The following is a 25,376-nucleotide window of genomic DNA, read 5'->3' on the forward strand; positions in this document are numbered from 1 at the left end:
GGACGCAGAGCGTCCCGAGCGGCATTCCCATGCAGAGCGTGGGAACGATCATCCGAGAACCTGCAATGAAACAGAAAAAAGCCCAATGGCCCTGGCACGTCCTCACCGTGCTGGTGCTGGTCGGCCTCGCGGGCGCGTTGTATTACGCGACGTCGCTGATGTCCTACGAATGGCGCTGGAACCGCGTGCCGCAGTACTTCGCCTATCAGGCTGAAGAAACCCAGCGTGCCACGGACATTTCCACCGTCACTGAACTCGTGCGCAAGGGCAGCAGCGCGCAAGTCACCCTGCGCAACGACGCCGGTGACGAGCAGCACCTGACCGTCGACGAGAACAGCCTGCAATTCGCTAAGGGCGACGATGTGGCCGAAGGCGACGTCGTGGGTGTCACTCGCCATTGGGCGGCAGGGCCGCTGTTGTGGGGCCTGTGGACGACGCTTTGGTTGTCGGTGGTGTCGGGGATTCTGGGATTGCTGATCGGTCTCGTAACCGGTCTGTGCCGTCTGTCGAACAACCCGACCCTGCGCGACCTCTCGACCATTTATGTCGAACTGGTGCGCGGCACGCCGCTGCTGGTGCAGATTTTCATTTTCTACTTCTTCATCGGCACGGTGATGAACCTGTCCCGCGAATTCGCCGGGATCGCTGCGCTGTCGCTGTTCACCGGCGCCTACGTGGCCGAGATCATTCGTTCTGGCGTGCAATCGATCGCCCGTGGCCAGAACGAAGCGGCGCGCTCCCTCGGCCTGAGTGCCGGCCAGTCGATGCGCCACGTGGTGCTGCCGCAAGCGCTGAAACGCGTGCTGCCGCCGCTGGCCGGGCAGTTCATCAGTCTGGTCAAGGACACCTCGCTGGTGTCGGTGATCGCCATCACCGAACTGCTGAAAAGTGGCCGTGAAGTCATCACCACCTCGTTCTCGCCGTTCGAAATCCTGTTCTGCGTCGCCGGCCTGTACCTGTTGATCAACCTGCCGCTGTCGAAAATCGCCAGCCGGCTTGAGCGGAGGCTCGCGCAAAGTGATTGAAGTCCGCGAACTGGTAAAAGTCTTCGACACCCGTGGCCAAGTGGTGCGCGCGGTGGATAACGTCAGCACCACGGTCGCCAAGGGCGAAGTGCTGGTGGTGATCGGCCCGTCGGGTTCCGGTAAGTCGACCTTCTTGCGTTGCCTCAATGGCCTGGAGGAATTCGATTCCGGCTCGGTGAGCATCGACGGCCTGCAACTGGCCGACGCGAAAACCGACGTCAACGCCTACCGCCGCGAAGTCGGCATGGTCTTTCAGCATTTCAACCTGTTCCCGCACATGACCGTGTTGGAAAACCTCTGTCTGGCGCAGAAAGTCGTGCGCAAGCGCGGCAAGAAAGAGCGCGAGGCGAAGGCGATGGAGTTGCTGCAGAAAGTCGGTATTGCACAGAAGGCCAACGAGTTTCCGTCACGCCTGTCCGGCGGTCAGCAACAGCGCGTGGCAATTGCCCGGGCGCTGGCGATGGAGCCGAAGGTGATGTTGTTTGACGAGCCGACGTCGGCGCTCGACCCGGAAATGGTCGGCGAAGTGCTGGACGTGATGAAGAACCTGGCCGTGGAAGGCATGACCATGGTCTGCGTCACACACGAAATGGGCTTTGCCCGGGAAGTGGCGGATCGGGTGTTGTTCTTCGATCACGGCAAATTGCTCGAAGATGCCGCGCCGGCGGAATTCTTCGATGCACCGAAAGACCCGAGGGCTCAGGCCTTCCTGCGCCAGGTTTTGTAACTGCGGCGTCCTCTCGGACGCCATCGCTGGCAAGCCAGCTCCCACAGGGTTTGTAGTCGATCACAAAGTTTGTGTTCAGCTAATTCACTGTGGGAGCTGGCTTGCCAGCGATAGCATCACCCCGGTCCCAAGCGAACCGAGGTGGATGAATCACCTCAAACCTTGAATCGCCCCACCAGCATCTGTAGATGCGTCCCCAACCGCGCCAGCTCAACGCTGGACGCCGCCGTCTCTTCACTCGCCGCCGACGTCTGATCCGACACGTCCCGCACATTCAGCACGCTACGGTTGATCTCTTCCGCCACCGCGCTCTGCTGCTCGGCCGCCGCGGCAATCTGCTGGTTCATCGCCTGAATCGCCGACACAGTGCGCGTGATGCTCTCCAGCGAACCACCGGCGCGACGGGTCAGCTCGACGCTGCTATCGGTCAATGTGCGGCTGTTGTCCATGATCGTTGCCACTTGCTGGGTACCGTTCTGCAGGCCAACGATCAGCTCTTCGATCTCTTCGGTGGACTTCTGCGTGCGCTGGGCGAGGCTGCGCACTTCGTCGGCGACCACGGCGAAACCACGCCCGGCTTCACCGGCACGCGCCGCTTCGATGGCCGCGTTGAGGGCCAGCAGGTTGGTTTGCTGGGCCACGGATTTGATCACGTCGAGGACGCTGCCGATCTTGTCGCTTTCGCGCTTGAGCTCGCCCATGGCTTCGGTGGAGTGACCGACTTCAACGGCCAGACGCTCGATCTGCGCGATGGCTTCGCCGACGACTTTGTCGCCTTCACGGGCCTGTTGGTCGGCAGCCACGGCTGCTTCGGAGGCTTCCTCGGCGTTGCGCGCGACTTCCTGCACGGTGGCAGCCATTTCGTTCATGGCGGTGGCGACCTGGTCGGTCTCGATCTTCTGATTGTTGACCCCGGCGCTGGTCTGCTCGGTCACGGCCGAGAGTTCCTCAGCAGCGCTGGCGATCTGGGTGACGCCGTCGCTGATGCCGCCGATCAACTCGCGCAGGCCTTGGGTCATGCTCTGCATCGAGCGTTGCAACTGCCCGAGTTCGTCGCGGCGCAGGGAGATGAGGTTGTGGGTCAGGTCGCCAGCGGCCACGCGCTCGGCGACTTTCAGGGTCTGGTTCAGCGGAATGATGATCTGGCGAGTGATTGCCCACGCAGCGAGCAGGCCGAACGCCAGGGCTAGCGCAGTGGCAATCAGCAGCATGTTTTTGGCGTGGGCGGCGTCGGTGTCGCGCACGATGGTCTGCGAGGCGGTGAGCTTCTTGCTGAGGTCGATCAGAATGTCGCCTTGCGCTGACATTCGCGCGAGGGACTTGGCGTTGGTGACTTGGGAGTCGCGGAACTGAGCGACCGCCGCGCGATAGGCTTTGATCGAGTCAGTGGCCTGTTGCAGGTTGACGATGTGCTGTTCCGGCAGTTTCGCCGGCAGGCTCTCAAGGTTTTTCAGAGCGCTGTCGATGGCGTCCAGCGCCGGTTGCTCGGCTTCAGCCTTGCCGCTGTAGGTGTAGCCGCGAACCTGATAACGCGCCTGTTGCAGCAGTTTGCTCAGCTCGATCACGCTGTTGAATTGCACGACGCTGTCGCCCTGCAGCAGGGATTTTTCCACTTCGGCGACCTTGGCCACGGCGTTGTCGGCACTGGCGCCGAGCTTGCTGCGCGCGTCTTCGCGTTGCACGGTGGCCTGCGCCATGTCGGCAAAAGCGCGTTTGTACTCGGCGACGGCGGCCAGTTGCTGATCAACCATGGCGGCATCGGACGGTTGCTCGATCAGGCTGCGCGCGGTTTGCAGGCCGCTGTCGAGTTTATTCAGCAACTCGTTCACCGCGCCAGGGCCTTGCTCGCCACGGCGCGCTTCATAGTCCAGGCGCGCCAGACGCAAGTCCTTGGTCAGCTCATTGAGGCTGGAGATGAACCCCAGTTTGTCACCGCGGCTGATGATGCCGTTCATGCCGGTCCAGCCGGTGAAGGTGATCAACAGTGTCAGCAACAGCACCAGGCCGAAACCAATACCCAGCTTGCGTTTGACGCTGACGTTTCCAAGATTCTCGGCTAACCAACGGTACATGCGACCACTCCCCGACCCACTAATTGGACTTATGGGGAGGGTATCGGCCGAGTGATGGCAATCTGTAACACCATTTATCCGAGGCGCCGCCATCCTGTAGGAGCTGTCGAGTGAAACGAGGCTGCGATCTTTTGATCTTGCTTCTAAAAAACAACATCAAAAGATCGCAGCCTGCGGCAGCTCCTACCGGGGATTGGGCGACGCTTAAAAGAGGCGGGCGAGGAGGGCGGTGACGGCGGTTTCGACGCGCAGGATGCGCTCGCCGAGTTGCACCGGTTGCAGGCCGGACTTGCCCAGCAGGTCGATCTCGTAGGGAATCCAGCCACCTTCGGGGCCGATGGCCAGGGTGACCGGTTCGCTGAGGGCGCGCGGGCACGGCGGATAGTTACCGGGATGCCCGACCAGACCGAGAGTGCCTTCGGTAATCGCCGGCAGTCGGTCTTCAACGAAAGGCTTGAAGCGTTTCTCGATGATGATTTCCGGTAGCACCGTGTCACGGGCCTGTTCGAGGCCGAGGATCAAGTTTTCGCGAATCGCCTCAGGCTCAAGAAATGGTGTCTGCCAGAAGCTTTTTTCGACCCGATAGCTGTTGACCAGAATCACCTTGGACACGCCCATGGTCGCCACGGTCTGAAACACCCGGCGGAGCATTTTCGGACGCGGCAGCGCCAGCACCAGCGTCAGCGGCAGTTTGGCCGGCGGCGGCTGATCGAGGCTGACGCGCAGTTCGGCTTCACCCGCTTCCAGGCGCAGCAACTCGGCCGAACCCATCAGCCCGTTGATGCACCCGACGCGCAGGCTGTCACCGACTTCCGAGCGGTGAACTTCCTGCATATGGGTCAGGCGACGATCACGCAGCACCACGCGGTCGGCCGCAATGAAATCGGCCTCTTCGAGCAACAGCAGGTTCATGCCTGGGTCGCTGGCGGCTGGTCGTTGTGGTCGTCGGCCGGGGTTTCTTCCGGGCGTTCGCGCTTGCTGATCAAACCACCGAACAGAATGCCGATTTCAAACAGCATCCACATCGGTACGGCCAGTAGGGTCTGCGAGAAGATGTCCGGCGGCGTCAGGATCATGCCGACCACGAAGCAGCCGATGATCACGTACGGGCGGATCTTCTTCAGGTATTTGACGTCGACCACACCGATCCACACCAGTAGCACCACGGCCACCGGGATCTCGAACGCTACGCCGAAGGCGAAGAACAGCGTCATGACGAAATCGAGGTAACTGGCGATGTCGGTCATCATTTCCACGCCAGCCGGGGTGGCAGCGGCGAAGAATTTGAAGATCAGCGGGAACACGAAGTAATAGGCGAACGCCATGCCGGTGTAGAACAGCAAAATGCTGGAAACCAGCAGCGGCACCGCGATGCGCTTCTCATGCTTGTACAGGCCTGGCGCGATAAAGCCCCAGATCTGATGCAGGATCACCGGGATCGCGAGGAACAGCGAAACCATCATCGTCAGCTTCAGTGGCGTCAGGAACGGCGACGACACATCCGTGGCAATCATCGTCGCGCCGACTGGCAGGTACTGGCGCAGCGGCGTCGAGACGAAGGTGTAGATCTGCTGGGTGAAGGCGAACAACCCGGCGAAGATAATGAAGATCGCCGCCACACAACGCAGCAGGCGGGTGCGCAACTCGGTGAGGTGCGAAACCAGCGGCATGTGCTGGTCGTTTTCGGGGAGATCGCTCATGGGGCTCGCGGCGGCAGAGTGGAGTCTTGAGGCGCTGGGGTGATCGGCGCGGCGTTTGGCGCAACGTGTTCAACAGACTGTTCCGCAACAACGACTGGCACCGGTTCTGTCGGTGCTACAACGGCAGCAGGTGCAGGTGTCTGAGCAGGCACAACAGGTGCAGTCGGCGCATGAATCGTCTGCTGACCCACATGCTCAACCGGCGTCGGATCTTGCTGAACCGGGCTGAAAATCTTCCGCGCTTCCTGCTCCAGCGACAGAATGTGCTCGTTGTGCAGTTGCCGACGGATCTCGTCGGCACCGATTTCACGTTCAACTTCCTGTTTGATCGCGTTGAAGCTGCGCTTCAGCCGTCCGACCCACAGGCCAGCGGTGCGCGCAGCGCCCGGCAGACGCTCGGGGCCCAGCACCAGCAGGGCAACGAGGCCGACGAGCAGCAGTTCAGAGAAGCTGATACCAAACATTAGTCAGTGCTCACACGTCTTTGCGGATCGGCTCTTCGACTTTCTGCGCCTGCACATCGATGGTGTGCGGCGGATTGGCCTGAGCGGTGGCTTGCGGCTGTACCGGTGGCACTGGCTGCGCAGGCGTCACGGTTGGATCAGCGGCAGGTTTTTCATCGTCGTTCATGGCTTTGCGGAAGCCCTTGATCGACTCGCCAACGTCAGTGCCGAGGTTTTTCAGTTTCTTGGTGCCGAACACCAACACCACGACTACCAGAATGACGATCCAGTGTTTCCAGTCAAAAATGCCCATGTTGCTGTTCCTCTCTAAAAATTGTTCAAGCGGACGGACGCGAGGCTTTCTCGACGTGTCCGGACAGGCCGAAGCGGCGATCCAGTTCATCGAGCACAGCCTGCGGATGCTGCCCCAGTTGGGCGAGCATGACCATGCTGTGGAACCACAGGTCGGCGGTCTCGTAAATCACGTCGCTGCAGTCGCCGCTGATGGCGGCGTCCTTGGCGGCAATAATGGTTTCGACCGACTCTTCGCCGACTTTCTCCAGAATCTTGTTCAAACCCTTGTGATACAGACTAGCCACATACGAGCTGTCGGCGGCTGCGCCTTTGCGCTCTTCAAGTACCTGAGCGAGGCGGGTCAGGGTGTCACTCATGTTTGTGTCCTGCAGAATAGATAGCGTGCGGGTCTTTCAGAACCGGATCGACGGTTTTCCAGTCGCCGTTTTCGAAAACGCGGTAAAAGCAGCTTTGACGGCCGGTATGGCAAGCGATGTCGCCGATCTGTTCAACCATCAGGATGATCACGTCGGCGTCACAGTCCAGACGCATCTCATGCAACGTCTGCACATGGCCGGACTCTTCGCCCTTGCGCCACAGCTTGCCACGCGAACGTGACCAGTAGATTGCACGGTTTTCCGCAGCGGTCAGTTCGAGCGCTTCGCGGTTCATCCAGGCCATCATCAGCACGCGTCCGGTCTTGTGATCCTGGGCAATCGCCGGCACCAGGCCATCAGCGTCCCACTTGATCTCGTCCAGCCAGTTTTTCATCTTCAATTCCCGAAACGCAGCTACAAGCTTTGAGCTTCAAGCTGCAAGTAAAAGCAGATTGCGGTGTTCCAGTATCGTCAGGCTTGCAGCTCGCAGCTTATAACTTGCAGCTGATTCGTGCTATCGGCGAACGACCAGATACAAGCCCACGGCCACCATGATTCCGGCTGGCCAATGTCCCAATTCGTTTAGCGGGCCACCGATGGCGAGGATCACCCCGCCGGCCAGATGCGCGCAACCGAGCAGGCGCAGGAACCAGTCGTCCTTGCGTTTGTGCCATGGCGGCGGCGGGTCGTAGGCATGCGGCTGGGACATGCGTTCGAGCAGGTCGCGGGCCATATTCGCCAGATGCGGCAACTGTTCAAACTGGCTCTGCACGTTGCCGAGCAAGGCTTTCGGGCTGACACGCTCGCGCATCCAGCGCTCCAGAAACGGCTGCGCGGTGTTCCACAGATCCAGATCCGGATACAGCTGACGGCCAAGACCTTCGATGTTCAGCAGGGTCTTTTGCAGCAGTACCAGTTGCGGCTGCACTTCCATGTTGAAGCGGCGTGCGGTCTGGAACAGGCGCATCAGCACCTGGCCAAATGAAATATCTTTTAACGGTTTTTCGAAGATCGGTTCGCACACCGTGCGGATCGCCGCTTCGAATTCGTTGAGTTTGGTTTCTGCCGGTACCCAGCCCGAATCGATGTGCAACTGCGCCACGCGACGATAGTCACGCTTGAAGAAGGCGAACAGGTTGCGCGCCAGATAATCCTGGTCTTCCGGGGTCAGGCTGCCGACGATGCCGCAGTCGATCGCGATGTATTGCGGGCTCCACGGATTGACGGTGCTGACGAAGATGTTGCCCGGGTGCATGTCGGCGTGGAAGAAACTGTCGCGGAACACTTGGGTGAAGAAAATCTCCACGCCACGCTCGGCGAGCATTTTCATGTCGGTGCGCTGATCGGCGAGGGTCGCCAGATCGGTGACCTGAATGCCGTAGATGCGCTCCATCACCAGCACTTTCGGCCGGCACCAGTCCCAATAGACTTGCGGCACGTACAGCAGCGGCGAACCTTCGAAGTTGCGCTTCAACTGGCTGGCGTTGGCCGCCTCGCGCAACAGATCGAGTTCATCGTAGATGGTTTTTTCGTAGTCCTGGACCACGTCGACCGGGTGCAGCAGCCGCGCGTCGGCCGACAGTTTTTCAGCCGCGCGGGCAAGAATGAACAGCCACGCCAGATCCTGCGCGATGATCGGCTTCAGACCCGGGCGGATCACTTTGACCACCACTTCTTCGCCGGTTTTCAGCTGCGCGGCATGCACCTGCGCCACCGAAGCCGAGGCCAGCGGCTCAACGTCGAAACGGCTGAACACGTCGCTGATCTTCTTGCCCAGCTGTTCTTCGATCAGCTTGACCGACAGTTGTGAATCGAACGGCGGCACGCGATCCTGCAAGCGCATCAACTCATCGGCGATGTCTTCCGGCAGCAAATCGCGGCGGGTCGAGAGAATCTGCCCGAACTTGATGAAAATCGGCCCGAGATCCTGCAACGCCAGACGCAGACGCGCGCCCCGGCTCAGATCCAGCGGCTTGCGCGGGAACCAGCGCCACGGCAGCACATAGCGCAGCGCCAGGAGGAACCACGGCAACGGCAGATCGAACAGCAGGTCATCGAGACGGTAGCGGATCACGACGCGCTGGATGCGCAACAGACGGCGGACGGCAAGCAGCTTCATGCGTTATCGCTTGGGTCGAGGGATCGGGAAAGGCGCTCGAAACGCGCCTCGAGACGTTCCAGATCAAGTTTGATCCGGTCCAGTTCGCTGAACCGTGCTTCGGCTTCGCGCTGCCCGACGAGGGTGCGCGATTCTTCGGCGAGGTATTCGGCGAGGTTCTGGTTGAGGCTGGCAAATCCTTGTTGATACCAGCGTGCGCGACTGCGCAGATGGCCACCGACCAGTTGCGTGGCGACCGGGCCGAGCCAGCGCGAGAGTTCGTACTCCCAGTCCAGCTCAAGATCCTGCAGCACGCCGGCCAGCTCCAGCAGCACGCCGCTGTCGCCATCGAGCTCGACTTCCGGGGCGTGCAACACCGCGGTCTTGTCTTTGCTCACGGCCAGTTTGATCAGGCTGGAGGCTGGCGCACGCAGGGTGCAGTCGACACCGGTTTCCCAGTGCGAGGCCAGCATCAGACCTTCGTCGCTCGGCAGGATGAACAGTTGCAGCGCCGGGCTGCGGCAGTCGACGGCAATCACCTTGCCGGTCAAATGCGCCAGCCGCGGCAGCGCCGTGCTGTCGAGACGCAGCACCCGGTTGAGGCCGAGTTCAACGCTGGCGAGCAGCCCGGTGAGCAACATCAGGGCTTGATGCCGCGGTGCAGGGCAACGATGCCTGCGGTCATGTTGTGATAGGTCACGCGGTCAAAACCGGCGTCGACCATCATCGACTTCAGGGTTTCCTGATTCGGGTGCATGCGGATCGATTCGGCCAGATAGCGATAGCTTTCCGAGTCATTGGTGATCAGCTTGCCCATCAGCGGCATGAAGGCGAACGAGTAGGCGTCGTAGGCTTTCGACATCAATGCGTTGGTCGGCTTGGAGAATTCCAGCACCAGCAGACGACCGCCGGGCTTGAGCACGCGCAGCATCGAACGCAGGGCGTCTTCTTTGTGCGTCACGTTGCGCAGGCCGAAGGCGATGGTCACGCAGTCGAAATGGTTGTCCGGGAACGGCAGTTTTTCCGCGTCCGCCTGAACGAATTCGACGTTGCCAGCAACACCCAGATCCAGCAGGCGGTCACGACCGACCTTGAGCATGGATTCGTTGATGTCAGCCAGGACCACCTGACCGGTCGGGCCGACCAAGTGCGAGAATTTTTTGGTCAGGTCACCGGTACCGCCGGCGATGTCCAGCACGCGGTTACCGCTGCGCACGCCCGACAGTTCGATCGCGAAACGCTTCCACAAACGGTGCATGCCGCCCGACAGAAGGTCGTTCATCAGGTCGTACTTGGCGGCTACCGAGTGGAAAACCTCAGCGACTTTTTCCGCTTTCTGGCTTTCCGGAACGTTTTTGAAGCCGAAGTGAGTGGTGGGTTCGGCATCGCTGCCTTTGCGCTGATCAGTCATATCGCTGTCACCAAAAGAGAATGCGCGACATTCTAATCCCCAAGCCATGCTTTGTCTTGGAATGGCTAAAGGTAAGATGGGCAACCTTCGGGACGATTTGCCGCAGCGGCGGTCAAGATTTACCGATACATCTTTTTCGCCCCATTCAAAAAGCAGGAGTCAATCAATGGCCAAAATCACTGTTGAACGTGCCCACAGCCTGGGCAAGGAAGCCGCCCGCGAGAAGGCCGACAAGCTGGCGCAAAAACTCTCCGAGCAATACGGCCTGGAGCCGCAATGGTCGGGCGACACCCTGAACCTCAAACGTTCGGGCGTGAAAGGCGCGGTGCATGTGGCGGACGATTCGATCAAGGTCGACGTTGAACTGGGCATCATGATGTCGGCCATGAGCGGCATGATCAAAGCCGAAATCGAAAAAGCCCTCGATAAAGCGCTGGTCTGAACATCAAAAGATCGCAGCCTTCGGCAGCTCCTACAGAGGTACACATTCCCCTGTAGGAGCTGTCGAAGGCTGCGATCTTTTCGTTCAGGCAACACCGATTCATGTCAGTTGTTAGGGTGCCGTTTCTAATTTTTCTGCCTACTTTGTGCCTGAGCCCGACACTTGTCCGGGCAGTTCCTCAAACCTTCTGCGCGTGAGGTGCACCATGGCCAAAGTAATTTTGAAGAAAAAAATCGACGCTTCGACAATTGCTCTGAGCGACGTCAAATCCTATGCCCGCAAGATCTGGCTGGCAGGCCTGGGTGCCTACGCCAAGGTCGGCCAAGAGGGCAGCGACTACTTTCAAGAGTTGATCAAGGCTGGTCAAACTGTTGAAAAGAAAGGCAAAAAAGCCGTCACCGAAAAGCTCGAAGCGGCCAACGCCGAGATCGATGAAGCCAAGGGTGAAGTGAGTTCTTTCAAAGGTCGCGTCGAAGTTCAACTCGACAAGGTCGAGAAGGCGTTCGACTCCCGTGTAGCAAGCGCCTTGAATCGTATCGGCATTCCGTCTAAACATGACGTTGAGACACTCTCTGCTAAGCTCGATGAGCTGACGGCATTGCTCGAACGCGTCGCGCGTAAATCTTAAGGAGAACGGGATGGCTGGTAAAAAGAACACCGATAAAGAAGGCAGCTCGTGGATCGGGAAAGTCGAAGACTACTCCCGCAAAATCTGGCTGGCTGGTTTAGGCGTGTACTCGAAGATCGACACTGACGGCAGCAAGCTCTTCGATACATTGGTCAAAGACGGCGAGAAAGCCGAGAAGCTCACCAAGTCTGCAGTCGGCAAAAAAGTCGATGCCGCCAAGGATTCCGCTTCGTCGGCCAAGTCGCGCATCAGCGGCGTGAAAGATCGCGCACTGGGCAAATGGGACGAGCTGGAAGGGGCTTTCGACAAGCGCCTGAACAGCGCGATTTCGCGCCTCGGTGTACCGAGCCGCAATGAAGTCAAAGCGCTCAACAGCAAGGTCGACACACTGACCAAACAGATCGAAAAACTGACCGGTCTGAAAGCTCAGCCTGTGGCGGCGAAAACTGCAGCAGCAAAACCGGCAGCCAAAACCGCAGCGGCCAAACCAGCGGCAAAATCCGCTGCCAAGCCTCTGGCCAAAGCGGCGGCTAAACCCGCAGCAAAAGCAGCGGCCAAGCCTGCTGCGAAAACGGCCGCCGCCAAGCCAGCAGCAAAAGCCACAGCCAAACCGGTTGCCGCCAAAGCCGCTGCCAAACCGGCCGCTAAACCTGCAGCCAAAACTGCAGCGAAACCAGCGGCCAAGCCCGCAGCGAAAACCGCTGCCGCTAAACCGGCTGCCAAGCCTGCGGCCAAACCCGCAGCAGCGAAAAAACCCGCAGTGAAAAAACCGGCCGCGCCGAAAGCCGCAGCGCCGAAGCCAGCAGCACCTGCTGCAGCCAAACCTGCCACGCCGGCAGCTCCGGTAAGCGCGTCGAACTCCGCCGCCGCACCGACTCCAGTAGCAACCCCGACTGCTGCATCGACCCCGTCGACGCCAACCAGTCAGTCCTGATTCATCAGGGCAAAACAAAGCGCCCGGCCTGTGAAGGTCGGGCGTTTTTGTATCTGAATTCCAACAGCCCCTCACCCTAGCCCTCTCCCAGAGGGAGAGGGGACCGATTCGGGGATGCTTCAGCCTTACACCGACCTGAAAGTGTCGTATTGAATCCATAATCGACTCGATTTTTCAGGTCGCCGTATAGCGCAAGACGATAAGGTCAGTCCCCTCTCCCTCCGGGCGGTCCGACGTTTCGGGAGGGCTAGGGTGAGGGGCTTTTGATTTCACTCGTGATCTTCGAGGTATTGCAGGGCCATCCGTTCGGTGGCGACTTTTACCGGCGGCAGCAGGTGCGGTGCCACCAACATCATGATCTGGTACACAACCAACCTCACCTCACCCTCACGATCCAGAATCCGCTGATAATCCAGCGAAAACAGCAGCGTCATAGTGATCTGCTCGACCAGTTGCCCCAGCGCCTGGGTATCGCTGACCAACTGCCCCGCCGCCTTCAACCGCGCGAGCAACGACGCCAGCGTGCGCTTCAGTGCATTGAGCAGATGACGAATGCCCTTGGCCAGTTTCGGCAGCCGCCCGGCCAGGTTCGACAGGTCCTGAAACAGAAAGCGGTACTGCGCCAGCCGCTCGACGATCAAATGCAAAAACAGCCAGTAATCCTCCGGCGCCAACTCCACATCGGGCGGCGGATCGAGCAGCGGCGCCAGTTCATTCTGGAAGCGTTCGAACAACCCGAGAATCAACGGTTCCTTGCCATGAAAGTGGTAGTAGAGGTTGCCCGGGCTGATCCCCATTTCGTTGGCAACTTCCATGGTGGAGACGTTCGGCTCACCCTTTTCGTTGAATAGTTGCAAAGCACATTCGAGAATCCGGTCGCGGGTTTTCATCCAGTCTTCTTAGAAAAGTTCGGTTAAGCGTCAGCGCACGCGCACGTAGGTACCGGGCGCTGCCTCCATCGGTGGATAGTTCGGGTTGCCGAGGGTGAATGAAGTTTCGTGCTGGGCGCCGGAGCGCTGTTGAATCCATTCCAGCCACTGTGGCCACCAGCTGCCGTCGACGTGTTTGGCGTCGTAGTACCAGGCGCGCGGGTCGCTGCTCATCTTGCCGTTCTCGACATACGCGGCTTTCGGGTTGCTCGGCGGGTTGAGAATGCTCTGCACATGGCCGCTGTTGGACAGCACGAAACGTCGCTCGCCACCGAGCAGCAAGGTCGAGCGATACACCGCGTCCCACGGGGTAATGTGGTCGTTCATGCCGGCGACGCTGAAACTGTCGACGGTAACTTTCTGCAGGTCGATCGGCGTGCCGCACACTTCCAGCCCGCCCGGATGGGTCAGCGGGTTGTGCTTGAAGAAGTCCAGCAAGTCGCCGTGAAACGCGGCGGGCAGGCGGGTGTTGTCGTTGTTCCAGTAGAGGATGTCGAAGGCCGGCGGCTCTTTGCCCAACAGGTAGTTGTTGACGAAGTAGCTCCAGATCAAATCGTTGGGGCGCATCCATGCGAAGACCTTGGCCATGTCGCGACCGTCGAGCACGCCTTTTTGATACGAGCGGCGCTTGGCCGCTTCGAGGGTTTGCTCATCGGCGAACAGCGTGGCCGAGGTTTCGATTTCGCTGTCGAGCAGACTGACCAGATAGGTCGCGCTGGAGACCCGCCGCAGTTGCCGCTTGGCCTGCAGATGCCCTTGCAGGGCGGCGATGGTCAGCCCGCCGGCGCAAGCGCCCATCAGATTGACCTCGCGGGCGCCAGTGATCGTCCGGCAGATGTTCATCGCCTCTTCCACCGCCTCGACATACGTCGACAGGCCCCATTCGCGATGGCGTACATCCGGGTTGCGCCAACTGATCATGAACGTCTGCAAGCCGTTTTTCAGCGCGTACTGGACGAAGCTGTTGTGCGGGCTGAGGTCGAAAATGTAGTACTTGTTGATTTGCGGCGGCACCACCAGCAGTGGCTTGGCGTACTGTTTTTCGCTCATCGGCTTGTACTGGATCAGCTCAAGCATCTCGTTGCGAAACACCACCGAGCCGGTAGTAGTCGCCACGGTTTTACCGACTTCAAAAGCCTGCTTGGTTACTTGCCGGGGCAAGCCATCGTTGTGCAGCAAGTCATCGAACAAATGGCTGAGGCCGCGCACCAGGCTGTGGCCGCCGGAGTTGAACAGCTCTTTGATTGCCAGCGGATTGAGCAACGTATTGGACGGCGCCACGGCGTCATTGAGCAGGGTGAAGGCGAAGTGCGCACGGGCGCGGTCTTGCGGGTTCATGTCGCTGTCGTCGATCCAGCTTTTGACCTGCTTCTGCCAGGCCAGATACGCCTGCAAACTGCGACGGTAAAACGGATTGAGGCTCCATGCCGGATCGGCAAAACGGCTGTCGTTCGGATTGGTCGGGTGCAGGGTGTCGCCGAGCAAGACGCGGCCCAGTTGGCCGCCGAGTTTCAAGGCGTGCTTTGCGCTGTGAATCGGATTGCGCAGGCCATGGGCGGCGACGCTGCGCAAGGTCGAGATCAGGTCCCGGCCGCGCAGGCCGGTGATCGCACTTTGTGCATTGATGAACACGGCGGGGCTGGGCACTACGCCCGTCGCTGGTTTTTCGCGCATGACTCAACACTCCTTCGTCTTCAGGTCAAAAACACATTCACCGAACCAGAACACCATAGACGCTGTTACGGGTTACTGCCTGCGCGGCGTCCTGCCGCGCACTCTTTGCTTAAGCCCTGCATAAAGCCTGCCGCCGGGGTCAACCGCCGAGCGGTGTCGGATGCGGGTGCATCACCGCGCGCTGCCGTTCCTCCTGGAGGAATTTCATGATGATGGGCGCCACGGCTTCGGCGCGGGTGATCAGGAACAGATGGCCGTCATCGATGATGTGCAACTGCGCGTTGGGAATGCGCCAGGCGAGCATGCGCATGTTGATCAGCGGGATCAGCGGATCGTCGTCACCGGCCAGCACCAGCGTCGGCTGATGGATCTTGTGCAGCCAGTGAATGCTCGTCCAGCCCAAGCCTGCGAACAGCTGCCAGTAATAACCGAGCTTGCCGGCCGAACGCACTTTCGCCGCGTGGCTGGCCGCCAGCGTCGGGTCGCGGCGGAACGAGCCGCCGTAGATCAGCGGCGCGATCCGAATCACGTGCGAAGGCTGAATGTAGCGCCGCGGGCTGGCCATCATCCACAGCACTTTCGGTTTGCCCGGCACCATCACCGCACCGGCCGCAGTCGCCGCCAGCACCAGTTTCTTGCAGCGTTCGGGGTAGTCGTAGGCGAATTGCTGCGCCAGCGCACCACCCCACGACACACCGATGACGTTGACCTGGCCGTAGTCGAGGTAATCGAGCATCCGCGCGGTCAGCTTGGCCAGGCCGGGAAAGCGGTACGGCCGATTAGGCGTGGAAGAGCCGCCGACACCGGGGACGTCGAAGGCGATCACTTCCAGATCCGGATCCAGCGCCGCGACAAACGGAAACACCAGCTCCAGGTTGGCACCGATGCCGTTGAAAATCAGCAAGGGCGTCAAGTGAGGCTTGCCGGGGCGCACCGCCGTGCGGATGGTCTGGCCATCCAGATCGACGGTACGGAATATGAACGGTTGCGGCATGCGTCAGGCCCTGTGGATTTAAATTCACCACCCCCATGTAGGAGCTGCCGAAGGCTGCGATCTTTTGATCTTGTTGTTTAAAAATCAAAAGTAAAAAGATCGCAGCCTTCGGCAGCTCCTACAGGGAGGGGTGGTGTCAGTTACCGCTCGTGTACGTATGTGCCCGGCGAGGCTTCGCCCGCCGGGTGTGCCTTGTTGCCCAGTTTCAACGGGGCCTTTTTCAGGTTGCCCGAGCGCTCGGCCTGCCACGCCTGCCAGTGCAGCCACCAGGAATCGGTGTGCTTGGTCGAGTTTTCCTGCCAGTCATCGGCATTCGCGGCCATCTCTTCGCCGGTCATGTAACGCGATTTCGGGTTGCCCGGCGGATTGAGGATGCTCTGGATATGCCCGCTGCTCGACAGCACGAACTCCACCTTGCCACCGAACAATTGCGCCGACTTGTAGCAGGACTTCCACGGCGTGATGTGGTCGTTGGTGCCAGCCAGCGAGAAGATGTCGGCGGTGACCTGCTTGAGGTCGATCGGTGTGCCGCACACTTCCAGTGCATTCGGGCGGATCAGTGGGTTGTTTTTGAACATCTCGATCAGGTCACCGTGGAACGCCGCTGGCAACCTTGTGGTGTCGTTGTTCCAGAACAGGATGTCGAACACCGGCGGCTCGTTGCCGAGCAGGTAGTTGTTGACCCAGTAGTTCCAGATCAGGTCATTCGGGCGCATCCAGGCGAAGACCTTGGCCATGTCTTTGCCTTCGAGCACGCCGGCCTGATACGAATGGCGTTTGGCGGTCTCCAGGGTCTGCTCGTCGACAAACAGGGCGACGTCGCTGTCCAGCGTCGTGTCGAGCACGCTGACCAGCAGCGTGAGGGCATTGACCTTCTTCTCGCCGATCGCCGCGTAGTGGCCAAGCAGGGCGGTGCAGGTGATGCCACCGGAGCAGGCGCCGAGCATGTTGATGTCTTTGCTGCCGGTGATCGCGGTGACCACGTCGACCGCTTCTTTCAGCGCATCGATATACGTCGACAGGCCCCACTCGCGCTGCGCCTTGGTCGGGTTGCGCCAGCTGACGATGAACGTCTGCACGTTATTGCGCAGGCAGAAGCGCGCCAGACTTTTGTCCGGGCTCAAATCGAATACGTAGAACTTGTTGATCTGCGGCGGCACCACCAGCAAAGGGCGCTCGTGGACTTGCTCGGTGATCGGCCTGTACTGGATCAGCTCCAGCACGTCGTTGCGAAACACCACCGCGCCTTCGGTCACGCCGAGGCTCTTGCCGACCTCGAACGCGCCCATGTTGACCTGGCTCGGCATGCCGCCGTTGTGGACCAGATCCTTGGCCAGATGCGAGAGGCCGTCGAGCAGGCTCTTGCCACCGGTTTCGAAGAAGCGTTTGACGGCGGCCGGGTTGGCGGCGGTGTTGGTCGGGGCCATGGCTTCGGTCATCAGGTTGATGACGAAGTGACCGCGCGCGATGTCTTTGGGGGAGAGGCTGCTGTCATCAATCCAGGAGTGGAGTTCCTTGCGCCACGCCAGGTAGGTTTGCAGATAACGTTTGTAGAGCGGGTTCTGGCTCCACGCAGGATCAGCGAAGCGACGGTCATCGCCAGCCGGTTGCAGTTCGGATTTGCCGAACAGCACGTTCTTCAGTTCGAGGCCGAAATGGGTGACGTGCTTGACGCTATGGATCGGTTGTTTGATGGCCTGTTTCAGCACCATACGAGCAGAGGCCAGCAGATCCTTTCCGCGCAGCCCAACGACGGGATTAAGCCCCAGGGTGTTTTCCGAGGCTTGGTACTTCAGGTCATCGTTATTCTTGTTACTCATCTACGACGCTCCATTGTCCTGAGACGAGTACCCGGTTTTCTGCTGTGCAGTTCCACAGCCAATGCCAGGTACTACTGCTCGGGTGACCGTTAATTCTGCATAGCTGCTTTACAGTCGTAGAGCACTGCAGGGAACTTGCCAGCTCCATTGGTTACCCGAGTTTAATTTTTTTCGCAAGCGGGCCGATCCTCGGCCACACAGCGGAGCATTCAAACAGATGAATTTAGAAAATGCCCTCTAATGAGCGCAAGGCACGGGCTAGAGCATCAGCTTGACGACTGACTCGTTCGGATCGCGGGTCTTGCCGGCCGCTTTCAGCTCGGCCAGATAATCGGCCCAGAGTGCGTCATGACGTCGCCCCAGCTCGTAGAGATATTCCCAAGTGAACAAGCCGCTGTCGTGACCGTCGTCGAAGGTCAGTTTCAGTGCGTAGTGACCGGCCGGTTCCAGCTTGCTCAGACCGACGTTGAGCTTGCCGAATTGCAGGATCGGTTTGCCGTGGCCCTGGACCTCGGCGGAGGGCGAATGCACGCGCAGGAATTCGGCGGGCAGGGTGTATTCCTCGCCGGACGCGTAGGTGAGCGTCAGGGTTTTCGAGGCTTTGTGCAGTTTGATGTCGGTAGGAATAGTAGTCATTGCAGGTCATCCGACTAGAGGAACACCCTGTAGGTGCTGCCGAAGGCTGCGATCTTTTGATCTTGCTTTTTAAAACTCAAGTCAAAAGATCGCAGCCTGCGGCAGCTCCTACAGGGACGGTGACCTACAGGATATAACGGGACAGGTCTTCGTTCTGCGCCAATTCGCCGAGGTGGCTGTTGACGTACGCCGCGTCGATCAGGATCGGCTGCTCATCGTGGGTGCTGGCCAGATCACCGGCGCTGAACGATACCTCTTCCAGCAAGCGCTCAAGCAGGGTGTGCAGGCGACGGGCACCGATATTCTCGGTTTTCTCGTTGACCTGCCAGGCGATCTCGGCGATGCGCTTGATGCCTTCCGGCTGGAACTGGATGTTCAGGCCTTCGGTTTTCAGCAGCGCGCAATATTGCTCGGTGAGCGAGGCGTGCGGTTCGCTGAGGATGCGCTCGAAATCTTCCGGGCTCAGTGCTTTCAGTTCAACACGGATCGGCAGACGACCTTGCAGCTCCGGCACCAGATCGCTCGGCTTGCTCAGGTGGAACGCACCGGAGGCGATGAACAGGATGTGGTCGGTCTTGACCATGCCCAGCTTGGTGTTGACGGTGCAGCCTTCGATCAGCGGCAGCAGGTCGCGCTGTACGCCTTCACGGGAAACATCGGCACCGCCGACATTGCCACGCTTGGCGACTTTGTCGATCTCGTCGATGAACACGATGCCGTGCTGCTCGACGGCTTCCAGCGCTTTGGCCTTCAGCTCTTCTTCGTTGACCAGACGCCCGGCTTCTTCATCACGCACCAGCTTCAACGCTTCTTTGACCTTGAGCTTGCGCGACTTCTTCTTGCCCTTGCCCATGTTGGCGAACAGCGACTGCAACTGGTTGGTCATCTCTTCCATGCCGGGCGGCGTGGCGATTTCGATGCCGGCAACCTCGGCGACTTCGATCTCGATCTCCTTGTCATCCAGCTGACCTTCGCGCAGGCGCTTGCGGAACAGCTGGCGGGTGTTGGAATCGGAGCTCGGCGCTTCTTCGTTGCTGAAGCCCATGCGGGCCGGCGGCAGCAGCGCGTCGAGGATGCGATCCTCGGCAGCGTCTTCGGCGCGGTGGCGCACGCGGGTCATTTCCTGCTCGCGGAGCATCTTGATCGCGGCGTCGGCCAGATCACGGATGATCGATTCGACGTCACGGCCAACATAACCAACTTCGGTGAACTTGGTCGCTTCGACTTTGATGAACGGCGCGTTGGCCAGTTTCGCCAGACGACGGGCGATCTCGGTTTTACCGACACCGGTCGGGCCGATCATCAGGATGTTCTTCGGGGTCACTTCAACGCGCAGCTCTTCAGGCAGCTGCATGCGGCGCCAGCGGTTGCGCAGGGCAATCGCGACGGCGCGCTTGGCATCGTCCTGGCCGATGATGTGGCGGTTGAGTTCGTGGACGATTTCGCGGGGAGTCATGGACATAATAATTGGCGGTCCTCAAGCAGAAACAAGCCGTGGCACAGGGGCCTTATCAGGCTTCTTCAGCGAGATCCTGCTCCTCAATGGTCTGAGTGTGGTTGGTGAATACGCAGATGTCGGCAGCGATGCCCAGTGCGGTTTCGACGATTTCCCGGGCCGACAGGTCGGTCTTTTTCAGCAGGGCGCTGGCTGCCGCTTGCGCGTAGCCGCCGCCGGAACCCATGGCGATCAGGCCGTTCTCGGGTTCGACCACGTCACCGTTGCCGGTGATGATCAGCGAGGCGTCCTTGTTGGCGACCGCGAGCATGGCTTCGAGGCGGCTCAGGGAGCGGTCGGTGCGCCATTCTTTGGCGAGTTCGACAGCGGCGCGGATCAGGTGGCCCTGATGTTTTTCAAGCTGGCCTTCGAAACGTTCGAAGAGGGTAAAGGCGTCAGCGGTGGCACCGGCAAAACCGGCGATGACTTGGCCGTGGTACAGGCGACGAACTTTTTTCGCGTTGCCTTTCATCACGGTATTGCCGAGAGAAACCTGGCCGTCGCCGCCCATGACGACTTTGCCGTGACGGCGGACTGAAACGATGGTGGTCAAGGGAAGAGTCTCCACACAGCGGGGCGAAAGTGCCTTATGCCCATTCATATGGGGGTGCTGGAGAGGATTTCAACCGGGGAGGGTGCGGAGAGACGAACGGCGGCTGGTTGATTGATCGTTCCCACGCTCTGCGTGGGAATGCAGCCCGGGACGCTCCGCGTCCCTTAACCGCTGGGACGCAGAGCGTCCCTTGATGCGTTCCCACGCAGAGCGTGGGAACGATCGGCGTGGATCAGCGGCTCTGGCGTTGTTGTAACAACAGGTTGCTGAAACCGGCGCCGGCCAGTTGTTTCTGGGCCGTGGTCAGTTGTTCACGGTTGCTGAACGGGCCGACCAATACGCGATACCAGGTTTCATCCTTCACCGTGCCGGATTCAACCGCCACCGCCTGACCGAGCAGAATGATCTGCGCACGGACCTTGTCGGCATCGGTTTCCTTGCGGAACGAACCCGCCTGCAGGAAGAACTTGGTCACCGGCGCCGCTTTGCTCACCGGTGGCGCTGGCGGCGGGGTAATCCCGGCCAAGGCTGCCTGAGCGCGCGCGGTGTCGATCTTCGCCGCTTCCGCCGGGGTTACCGGCGTGGTCGGGATGGCCGGCACTTGTGGCGTCGGCAAGGTCTTCTCCGGCACGGCGTCCGGCGGCACGATCACTTCCGATTCCGGCAGCAAGGTGTAGAAGTCGTATTTCGGCTTCACCGGTTGCGTCGGGCTCGGCGGGGTCTTGTTGGCCTCGGCGATCTTCGACGCTTTCTGCTGTTGCGCCTGTTCGACCTTCTCACGCTTGACCGTGTCGCTGCCCTTGCCCGGCTCCAGCTTCATCAGAAACACGATGAACGCGCCGACCGTCAGGCCGATGGCCATCCACAGCCAACCCGGAATCGGTTGCTTCGCAGGAGCTTGGTAACGGCTGGCGCCACGCTTGGGTGCAGGTTTTTTCTTGGCAGCCAACTTACATACGCTCCAGAGTTTCCAGACCCAACAGCTCCAGGCCTTGCTTGAGGGTGCGACCGGTCAGCGCGGCCAGGCGCAGACGGCTCTGCATCTGGGCTGGCGTTTCGGCGGCGAGGATCGGGCAGTTCTCGTAGAAGCTGGAGAACAGACCGGCAACGTCGTACAGGTAAGTGCAGAGAATGTGCGGTGTGCCTTTGTCAGACACGTTGTTCAGCACTTCGCCGAACTGCGCCAGTTTCGCCGCCAGCTCTTGTTCGTGCGCCGCTTCCAGCACGATCTGGCCGTCGACTTCGCTGAAGTCCTTGCCCAGTTTGCGGAACACACCGGCGACGCGGGTGTAAGCGTAAAGCAGGTACGGCGCGGTGTTGCCCTCGAAATTCAGCATCAGGTCGAAGTTGAAGCTGTAATCGCTGGTGCGGTGCTTCGACAAGTCGGCGTATTTCACCGCGCCGATGCCGACGACTTTGGCGATGTTGCGCAGTTCGTCTTCGGCCAGTGTCGGGTTCTTTTCCTTCACGAGGTTGTAGGCACGTTCCTGCGCTTCGGTCAGCAGGTCGATCAGCTTCACGGTGCCACCGTCACGGGTCTTGAACGGACGGCCATCGGCGCCGTTCATGGTGCCGAAGCCCATGTGCTCCATCTCCATCGGATGGGTGACGAAACCGGCCTTGCGCGCCACCGCGAACACTTGCTGGAAGTGCAGGGCCTGACGCTGGTCGACGAAGTACAGCGCGCGATCGGCTTTCAGCTTGCCGCTGCGGTAGCGCACGGCCGCGAGGTCAGTGGTGGCGTACAGGTAACCGCCGTCAGCCTTGACGATGATCACCGGCAGCGGGTCGCCGTCGGCATTTTTGAATTCGTCGAGGAATACGCACTGGGCGCCGTTGCTCTCGACCAGCATGCCGGCCGCTTTCAGGTCGTTGACCACGTTGATCAGGTCGTCGTTGTAGGCGCTTTCGCCCATCACGTCGGCCATGGTCAGTTTGACGTTGAGCAGTTCGTAGATCTTCTGGCAGTGCGACAGCGAGATGTCCTTGAACTTGCTCCACAGCGCCAGGCACTCGGCATCGCCGGCCTGCAGCTTGACCACCAGACCACGGGCGCGGTCGGCAAACTCTGCGGATTCATCGAAACGCTGTTTGGCGGCGCGGTAGAAGTTTTCCAGGTCAGACAGCTCGTCGCTGGTGATCGGGTTTTCCTGCAAATAAGCCATCAGCATGCCGAACTGGGTACCCCAGTCGCCGACGTGGTTCTGACGGATCACTTCGTCGCCGAGGAATTCGAGGACGCGGGCCACGCCGTCGCCGATGATGGTCGAGCGCAAATGGCCGACGTGCATCTCTTTGGCCAGATTCGGTGCCGACAGGTCGACCACGGTGCGTTGCGCCGGGCCAGCCTTGCGCACGCCAACATGGGCATCAGCCAAGGCAGCGTCGAGACGCGAGGCCAACGCCTGAGTGTTCTGGAAGAAGTTGATGAAGCCCGGGCCAGCGATTTCGGCTTTGGTGACGTTCTCGTCAGCCGGCAGCGCGGCGATGATTTTTTCCGCCAGATCGCGCGGCTTCATCCCAGCAGGCTTGGCCAGCATCATCGCGATGTTGCTGGCGAAGTCGCCGTGGGTCTTGTCGCGGGCGTTCTCCACCTGGATCGCCGGCGTCAGGCCTTCAGGCAACACACCTTCGTTGACGAGTTGGGTGATGGCTTGTTGGATCAGCTGGCGAATGGTGTCTTTCATGGTCTTCTCTTTCGACCGCAAGCGCGGCGGGCGCATCGATGCGCGGGTGGAAAAACTGGGCATTATCCGTTGCGAAGACGGGCTTGCCAACCTTAGCAGGCAGGTTATGGATATGTGGTGACATCAAGATCAAAAGATCGCAGGGTAGGAGCTGCCGAAGGCTGCGATCTTTTGATCCTTAATACAAATCGACAGGATCGACATCCAGCGACCAACGCACCGCCCGCCCGCTCGGCATCTGCTCCAGCGCCAACAGCCAACTGGTCAGCAACCGATGCAGCGGCGCCCGCGCCGTCGCCTGCAACAACAGCTGCGCCCGATAACGCCCGGCCCGTCGCTCCATCGGCGCCGGCACCGGCCCGAGCAATTCAATCCCGCTCAGATTCTGTTCGGCCAGCAAGCGCTCAGCCTCGCTGCACGCCTCATCGAGAAACCCTTCAGCCTGCCCCGGTTTATGCGCTTCGGCGCGCAACAGCGCCAAGTGCGCAAACGGCGGCAGCCCGGCCGCCCGGCGCTCGCTCAAGGCCTGTTCGGCAAAAGCGAAGTAACCCTGCTCGGTCAGTTGCACCAACAAAGGATGGTCAGCCAGGTGCGTCTGAATGATCACCTTGCCCGGCTCCTCGGCCCGGCCCGCACGTCCGGCGACCTGCACAATCAACTGCGCCATGCGCTCGCTGGCGCGGAAGTCACCAGAGAACAAACCGCCGTCGGCATCGAGGATCGACACCAGCGTCACCCGGGGAAAGTGGTGACCCTTGGCGAGCATCTGCGTGCCGACCAGAATGCACGGCTGGCCCTTCTGAATCGTCGCGAACAGCTGATTCATCGCGTCTTTGCGCGACGTGCTGTCGCGGTCGACGCGCAGCACCGGATAGTCAGGGAACAGAATCGCCAGGCGTTCTTCAGCGCGCTCGGTGCCGGCGCCGACGGGCCGCAGATCGACCTTGTGGCACTTCGGGCACTGGCGCGGCGTGCGCTCGACGTTACCGCAATGGTGGCAGCGCAGTTCGCCATAACGCTGGTGCACGGTCATCCGCGCATCGCAGCGCGAACACTCGGACATCCAGCCGCAATCGTGGCAGAGCAACGTCGGCGCGAAACCGCGACGGTTGAGGAACACCAGCACTTGTTGCCCATTCGCCAGCGTCTGACCGATGGCTTGCTGCATCGGCCCGGAAATCCCGCTGTCCAGTGGACGGCTTTTGACGTCCAGGCGCAGGAAGCGCGGTTGCTTGGCGCCACCGGCGCGCTCGTTCAGGCGCAGCAGGCCGTAACGACCGGTGTAAGCGTTGTGCAGGCTTTCCAGCGACGGCGTGGCGGAACCGAGGACGATCGGGATGTTTTCCTGCCGTGCGCGTACCAGCGCCAGGTCGCGAGCGTGGTAGCGCAGGCCTTCCTGCTGCTTATAAGAACCGTCGTGCTCTTCATCAATGATGATCAGCCCGGGGTTTTTCATTGGCGTGAACAGCGCGGAGCGGGTGCCGATAATAATGTCGGCCTCGCCATCGCGCGCCGCGAGCCAGGCGTCGAGGCGCTCGCGATCATTGACTGCCGAGTGCAACAGGGCGATGCGCGCATTGAAGCGCTGTTCGAAACGCGCCAGCGTTTGCGGGCCGAGGTTGATCTCCGGGATCAGCACCAGTGCCTGCTTGCCGGCTTCGAGGGTTTCGCGGATCAACTGCAAATAAACTTCAGTCTTGCCGCTGCCGGTAACCCCGGCCAGCAGGAACGCGTGATAACTGTCGAAACCGGCGCGAATCGCCTCATACGCGGCGCGTTGCTCGCTGTTCAGCGGCAACTCCGGCTGCGCCAGCCAATGTTCGTGCCGCGCGCCCGGTGCATGGCGGCGGATCTCGACCTGCACCAGCCCTTTGGCCAGCAGCAGATCGAGGCTGTCCTTGCTCAACATCAGTTTGCTCAGCAACTGATGGGCGACGCCGTGCGGGTGCTGGGCCAGCGTTGCCAGCGCTTCACGCTGGCGCGGCGCGCGGGCGATGCGCGGGTCATCCAGGCTGGCGCCGGGGGTGATCGACCAGAAGCGCTCTTGCCGGGCTTCGGCCAGTTCGCCCTGGCGCAACAGCACCGGCAGCGCCCAGCTCAGGGTGTCGCCGAGGCTGTGCTGATAATACTGCGACGTCCACAGGCACAGCTTGAACAGGGCGGGTGGCAACGGCGGCGTGGTATCGAGCAGGGCCAGCGCCGGTTTGAGTTTCTCCACCGGCACTTCGCTGGTGTCAGTGACCTCGACCAGAATCCCGATCATTTCGCGTCGACCGAACGGCACCCGCAGGCGCATGCCCGGCTGCAATTGCTCGCGCAGCACGCCGGCCGGCGCTCGATAGTCGAACAGGCGGCGCAGGGGCGAAGGCAAGGCAAGGCGCAGAATGGCGTCGGGCACGCGGGGGGATCTCTATAAGCAGAACAAGGGCATGGCACA

General features: G+C 60.6%; 26 protein-coding genes and 1 pseudogene. 6 read left to right on the plus strand and 21 right to left on the minus strand.

Going from position 1 to position 25,376, the window contains the following annotated elements; translation table 11 throughout:
- The first annotated feature begins 65 nt into the window (after positions 1–65).
- A complete protein-coding gene (locus EJA70_RS04225) occupies positions 66–1,025 on the plus strand; it encodes an amino acid ABC transporter permease (protein ID WP_158829875.1) in 960 nt (319 codons plus the stop codon).
- Complete coding sequence (locus EJA70_RS04230; protein ID WP_158829877.1) at positions 1,018–1,752, plus strand: amino acid ABC transporter ATP-binding protein; 735 nt, start codon at positions 1,018–1,020, stop codon at positions 1,750–1,752. Before EJA70_RS04225 ends, EJA70_RS04230 begins: the two co-directional genes overlap by 8 nt.
- Positions 1,753–1,907: 155 nt before the next feature.
- Here EJA70_RS04230 and EJA70_RS31320 read toward each other — a convergent pair whose 3' ends face one another.
- From EJA70_RS31320 to ubiE, 11 genes and pseudogenes are all read right to left on the minus strand, one after another.
- Complete coding sequence (locus EJA70_RS31320; RefSeq protein ID WP_371262351.1) at positions 1,908–2,780, minus strand: methyl-accepting chemotaxis protein; 873 nt, start codon at positions 2,778–2,780, stop codon at positions 1,908–1,910.
- A pseudogene (locus tag EJA70_RS31325) lies at positions 2,763–3,917 on the minus strand (methyl-accepting chemotaxis protein); the annotation flags it as partial. The gene EJA70_RS31320 and the pseudogene EJA70_RS31325, both read right to left, overlap by 18 nt.
- Positions 3,918–4,028: 111 nt before the next feature.
- The gene (locus EJA70_RS04240) at positions 4,029–4,736 is read right to left on the minus strand and encodes a 16S rRNA (uracil(1498)-N(3))-methyltransferase (protein WP_158829881.1); all 708 of its coding nucleotides are present in this window, start codon (positions 4,734–4,736) and stop codon (positions 4,029–4,031) included.
- The gene (gene tatC, locus EJA70_RS04245) at positions 4,733–5,524 is read right to left on the minus strand and encodes a twin-arginine translocase subunit TatC (RefSeq protein WP_008080622.1); all 792 of its coding nucleotides are present in this window, start codon (positions 5,522–5,524) and stop codon (positions 4,733–4,735) included. Before tatC ends, EJA70_RS04240 begins: the two co-directional genes overlap by 4 nt.
- On the minus strand, positions 5,521–5,988 hold the full coding sequence (gene tatB / locus EJA70_RS04250; protein WP_158829883.1) for a Sec-independent protein translocase protein TatB: 468 nt from the start codon (positions 5,986–5,988) through the stop codon (positions 5,521–5,523). Before tatB ends, tatC begins: the two co-directional genes overlap by 4 nt.
- Positions 5,989–5,998: 10 nt before the next feature.
- Positions 5,999–6,280 (minus strand): twin-arginine translocase TatA/TatE family subunit, encoded by a 282-nt coding sequence (locus EJA70_RS04255; RefSeq protein ID WP_003220847.1) that lies wholly within the window; start codon positions 6,278–6,280, stop codon positions 5,999–6,001.
- 25 nt (positions 6,281–6,305) lie between these two features.
- Positions 6,306–6,638: a phosphoribosyl-ATP diphosphatase gene (locus EJA70_RS04260; protein ID WP_003220849.1), complete on the minus strand. Its 333-nt coding sequence runs from the start codon at positions 6,636–6,638 to the stop codon at positions 6,306–6,308.
- A complete protein-coding gene (gene hisI, locus EJA70_RS04265; protein WP_007909357.1) occupies positions 6,631–7,032 on the minus strand; it encodes a phosphoribosyl-AMP cyclohydrolase in 402 nt (133 codons plus the stop codon). Before hisI ends, EJA70_RS04260 begins: the two co-directional genes overlap by 8 nt.
- Before the next feature lie 120 nt (positions 7,033–7,152).
- On the minus strand, positions 7,153–8,757 hold the full coding sequence (ubiB, locus tag EJA70_RS04270) for a ubiquinone biosynthesis regulatory protein kinase UbiB (RefSeq protein WP_158829885.1): 1,605 nt from the start codon (positions 8,755–8,757) through the stop codon (positions 7,153–7,155).
- Positions 8,754–9,377, minus strand: a complete 624-nt coding sequence (locus EJA70_RS04275; protein WP_007909360.1) for an SCP2 domain-containing protein — start codon at positions 9,375–9,377, stop codon at positions 8,754–8,756. The genes ubiB and EJA70_RS04275 overlap by 4 nt, the downstream gene beginning before the upstream one ends.
- Entirely contained in the window at positions 9,377–10,147 is a 771-nt protein-coding gene (ubiE, locus tag EJA70_RS04280) for a bifunctional demethylmenaquinone methyltransferase/2-methoxy-6-polyprenyl-1,4-benzoquinol methylase UbiE (RefSeq protein WP_008080626.1), read from the minus strand. The genes EJA70_RS04275 and ubiE overlap by 1 nt, the downstream gene beginning before the upstream one ends.
- Positions 10,148–10,313: 166 nt before the next feature.
- Here ubiE and EJA70_RS04285 point away from each other — a divergent pair, with 166 nt between their 5' ends.
- The 3 genes from EJA70_RS04285 (at position 10,314) to EJA70_RS04295 (ending at position 12,151) form a co-directional block, all read left to right on the plus strand.
- Positions 10,314–10,589 (plus strand): polyhydroxyalkanoic acid system family protein, encoded by a 276-nt coding sequence (locus tag EJA70_RS04285; protein ID WP_008080628.1) that lies wholly within the window; start codon positions 10,314–10,316, stop codon positions 10,587–10,589.
- Positions 10,590–10,794: 205 nt separating this feature from the next.
- Positions 10,795–11,217: a phasin family protein gene (locus EJA70_RS04290; protein WP_158829887.1), complete on the plus strand. Its 423-nt coding sequence runs from the start codon at positions 10,795–10,797 to the stop codon at positions 11,215–11,217.
- A gap of 10 nt (positions 11,218–11,227) precedes the next feature.
- Positions 11,228–12,151 carry a phasin family protein gene (locus tag EJA70_RS04295; protein ID WP_158829889.1) on the plus strand — a complete coding sequence of 308 codons (924 nt, stop codon included), beginning with the start codon at positions 11,228–11,230 and terminating at the stop codon, positions 12,149–12,151.
- Positions 12,152–12,420: 269 nt separating this feature from the next.
- Here EJA70_RS04295 and EJA70_RS04300 read toward each other — a convergent pair whose 3' ends face one another.
- The 9 genes from EJA70_RS04300 to argS all read right to left on the minus strand — a co-directional run bounded on the left by EJA70_RS04300 (position 12,421) and on the right by argS (position 22,939).
- Entirely contained in the window at positions 12,421–13,041 is a 621-nt protein-coding gene (locus EJA70_RS04300) for a TetR/AcrR family transcriptional regulator (RefSeq protein ID WP_158829891.1), read from the minus strand.
- A gap of 30 nt (positions 13,042–13,071) precedes the next feature.
- A complete protein-coding gene (gene phaC / locus EJA70_RS04305) occupies positions 13,072–14,754 on the minus strand; it encodes a class II poly(R)-hydroxyalkanoic acid synthase (RefSeq protein WP_008080634.1) in 1,683 nt (560 codons plus the stop codon).
- A gap of 139 nt (positions 14,755–14,893) precedes the next feature.
- Positions 14,894–15,748, minus strand: coding sequence for a poly(3-hydroxyalkanoate) depolymerase (gene phaZ, locus EJA70_RS04310; protein ID WP_008080635.1), 855 nt, complete (start codon positions 15,746–15,748; stop codon positions 14,894–14,896).
- Positions 15,749–15,888: 140 nt separating this feature from the next.
- Positions 15,889–17,568 (minus strand): class II poly(R)-hydroxyalkanoic acid synthase, encoded by a 1,680-nt coding sequence (gene phaC, locus EJA70_RS04315; protein WP_008080636.1) that lies wholly within the window; start codon positions 17,566–17,568, stop codon positions 15,889–15,891.
- A gap of 258 nt (positions 17,569–17,826) precedes the next feature.
- Positions 17,827–18,204: a gamma-butyrobetaine hydroxylase-like domain-containing protein gene (locus EJA70_RS04320; protein ID WP_008080638.1), complete on the minus strand. Its 378-nt coding sequence runs from the start codon at positions 18,202–18,204 to the stop codon at positions 17,827–17,829.
- A 124-nt stretch (positions 18,205–18,328) separates the two neighbouring features.
- The gene (hslU, locus tag EJA70_RS04325; protein WP_008080639.1) at positions 18,329–19,666 is read right to left on the minus strand and encodes an ATP-dependent protease ATPase subunit HslU; all 1,338 of its coding nucleotides are present in this window, start codon (positions 19,664–19,666) and stop codon (positions 18,329–18,331) included.
- A 49-nt stretch (positions 19,667–19,715) separates the two neighbouring features.
- Positions 19,716–20,252 carry an ATP-dependent protease subunit HslV gene (hslV, locus tag EJA70_RS04330; RefSeq protein WP_003220875.1) on the minus strand — a complete coding sequence of 179 codons (537 nt, stop codon included), beginning with the start codon at positions 20,250–20,252 and terminating at the stop codon, positions 19,716–19,718.
- A gap of 232 nt (positions 20,253–20,484) precedes the next feature.
- Positions 20,485–21,201 carry an SPOR domain-containing protein gene (locus EJA70_RS04335; RefSeq protein ID WP_007909385.1) on the minus strand — a complete coding sequence of 239 codons (717 nt, stop codon included), beginning with the start codon at positions 21,199–21,201 and terminating at the stop codon, positions 20,485–20,487.
- 1 nt (position 21,202) lies between these two features.
- Complete coding sequence (argS, locus tag EJA70_RS04340; RefSeq protein WP_158829893.1) at positions 21,203–22,939, minus strand: arginine--tRNA ligase; 1,737 nt, start codon at positions 22,937–22,939, stop codon at positions 21,203–21,205.
- On the opposite strand from argS, the gene EJA70_RS31040 reads away from it, so the two are divergent.
- A complete protein-coding gene (locus EJA70_RS31040; protein WP_256677627.1) occupies positions 22,938–23,060 on the plus strand; it encodes a hypothetical protein in 123 nt (40 codons plus the stop codon). The genes argS and EJA70_RS31040 overlap by 2 nt on opposite strands.
- A gap of 57 nt (positions 23,061–23,117) precedes the next feature.
- Here EJA70_RS31040 and EJA70_RS04345 read toward each other — a convergent pair whose 3' ends face one another.
- Positions 23,118–25,337: a primosomal protein N' gene (locus EJA70_RS04345; protein ID WP_158829895.1), complete on the minus strand. Its 2,220-nt coding sequence runs from the start codon at positions 25,335–25,337 to the stop codon at positions 23,118–23,120.
- Positions 25,338–25,376 lie beyond the last annotated feature (39 nt).

The sequence above is a fragment of the Pseudomonas sp. PB103 genome (assembly GCF_009764635.1).
Classification (GTDB): Bacteria; Pseudomonadota; Gammaproteobacteria; order Pseudomonadales; family Pseudomonadaceae; genus Aquipseudomonas.